The following is a 2,477-nucleotide window of genomic DNA, read 5'->3' on the forward strand; positions in this document are numbered from 1 at the left end:
TGAATTTATAATAATCAGTGCACAAGCCTCTTAATCTTGAAATAACCATAACCTGTTAAAATTCTTACATACTCTGGAAGTTTTTTACTGGTATTGATGTCTATATAAAGGTCTTTGATATCATTTAATTTTTCCTCAGTGGAAACAATTATTATATTATCAAATCCAATTAAATCAAAAACACGCCCTGATATCTGTTTATTCCCCCTGCCAAGCAAAAAGCCCTGGCCACCAATGGGTGATATTATCATAACAGTCCTTTTTTGGCTAACATAATGATAAATTGTCGGCTCATCAATATCCGATGCAACAAGGCTTTTGTTTAAAATAAGATCAAAGCCAAGTATGTTTGTCTTTATTCCAAGGTTCAACAGTATTTCCTTACATGTGGTTCCAGGACCTATTAGATAATATGTATTGTTATCCATATTGTCAATTATATACTCTGCTATATCCCCTGCAGAACCCTGAGAATACTCTGCCTTTGAATTAATTACAACATCGCCTGATTTTATAATTTTCATTAAACCATAATTTTTTATTGAAAGTCTCCCATTTCTGTAATCCTCCTCATTTATGTCATTTACCTCAGCGTATGTTGTTTCATAGTTTTTTGATGATACCAGACTGTTAAAAAGTGATGCGGCGTGTTCAGCGTTAATTGAAAATACAGAACTGTACATTTTTACACCTGCAGGTATTCCAATAAATAAAAATCCGGTGCCGCATGAAACGATATCCCTGGCAGTTCCGTCACCACCAACAAAACAGACAAAATCTGGATTTACAAGTGATTTAATAAAATTTACCGTATCCTGAGATGATGATGGATATTCTGGATAATATGTTATTTCATATTTATATGAGAATTCATCAAGCAGATATGACCCCATATAACCATAGGGAACATAAAATAAGGAATCACCCGGAATTATTTTTGATAAAAATTTTCTTGCAACACCAAGAGAATAAGATTTTTCAATACTTTCAAGCTTCAGGTTATCTGAGCCCTTATTATTGATCTCACCACCATAGCCCGCAAGCGGGTTTACAAAGAATCCTATTTTCATTTTTAAATCCTGTATAAACTGTTTTCTTCCGGTATTATCATATTAACATTATTATTTTTAATTAGTTCCCTGTATGAAAATTCTGATAAATGTGTTGGCATAAAGATTCTGGATTCACTTTTTTTAAATGCATTTATTGCGTCCTTAACAGATGAATGCCCAAATTTTGGGGCCTCGGATGAAAGTCTTGACGGAAATGTTGCCTCATGTATAAAAATATCTGAATCATGGCCTGATGTAATCACATCCTCTGAATATGATGTGTCCCCTGAATAAAATAAAATTTTATCAGATTTTATTCTGTATGTAATGTCCTCAACTGTATGAATTCCATTCCCAGTTTCAATATTTTCATAATTATCTGTAAAAAAGAAATGTTTTTTAAAATCATCAGGCGAATTAAATATATCCAAAAGAGTAAAAACTGATTTTTCAATATTGCGTGGACCCATGATTGTTATATCGCCATCAATATTCCTTAATGCCCTCTGCCATAAAAGATCGGGCAGGCCGGAAAAGTGATCCAGATGCATGTGCGTGATTAATACAAGATCAATTTTCTCCAGTTTGATTCCATTATCTATTATTGACTCTGCAGTGTGTGGGCCGCAATCAAGTAGTATATGATCATCAATTAAAAACGATGTATTTTTTCTATTTTTCTCTATTTTTGCACTCCACGTGCCAATAACCTTTATATCCATAACAGATTATTTTGATTGATTATTAACATTTTTCTAATGGATGTTCCATTTAATGGTTTTTATAATTTCAAATAAATTATTAGATTTGACTGAAAAATCAGAATACTTTAACATTTCCACGTTTGAGGGGTTAAATGCTATAAAATATCTGGACGCCCTTTTCATTGATAAATCCATGAATGAATCACCAACAGATAATGTTTCATCCTTATCTATTCCAAATGTCTTTTGTATAAGTCTTACATTGTAATCCTTTTTTAACGGGTCAACATTTTTGACAATTTTCATGTTCTCAGTATCTATTTGATTGCCTATTGCATAATCGAATCCATACATGGTGCCAAGATACTCTGCAAATTCATGAACACCGGCGGAAACTATAGCAGTTTTTATGCCCATTTTCTTTATTTCTTCCATTGTCATATGCAGATTTGGTGATATATCATTTAGATTAAGATATCTGGCCATATTTCCAGATCTTAATGAATTATAAAGATGTGCGGGTATATTATGCCTGTAAAGGTAATCAAAAGTATAAATCATTTTATCTCTTTTTATTTTATTTCCAGATATTTTATCGATTAAAACATCCCATGAATTTCTGTTCTTTAACAGCACACCATCCATATCAAATACTATCAATTTAATATCATTTAATTTCTTAATATCTTTATATACATTTTCCATTTCTTTTATCTCCATA

At 31.7% G+C, this 2,477-nt stretch carries 3 protein-coding genes; all 3 read right to left on the minus strand.

Translation table 11 applies throughout. The features are described from left to right. Positions 1 to 14: 14 nt before the first annotated feature. Positions 15 to 1,070 carry an ATP-NAD kinase family protein gene (locus AOG55_RS04265; RefSeq protein WP_054964454.1) on the minus strand — a complete coding sequence of 352 codons (1,056 nt, stop codon included), beginning with the start codon at positions 1,068 to 1,070 and terminating at the stop codon, positions 15 to 17. Between the two features lie 2 nt (positions 1,071 to 1,072). Further along, positions 1,073 to 1,774 (minus strand): MBL fold metallo-hydrolase, encoded by a 702-nt coding sequence (locus AOG55_RS04270; protein ID WP_048101477.1) that lies wholly within the window; start codon positions 1,772 to 1,774, stop codon positions 1,073 to 1,075. 33 nt (positions 1,775 to 1,807) lie between these two features. Then, a partial coding sequence (locus tag AOG55_RS04275; protein ID WP_055040938.1) for an HAD family hydrolase occupies positions 1,808 to 2,477 on the minus strand: 670 nt, incomplete at its 5' end.

The sequence above is a fragment of the Acidiplasma cupricumulans genome (genome assembly GCF_001402935.1).
GTDB classification, from domain to species: domain Archaea; phylum Thermoplasmatota; class Thermoplasmata; order Thermoplasmatales; family Thermoplasmataceae; genus Acidiplasma; species Acidiplasma aeolicum.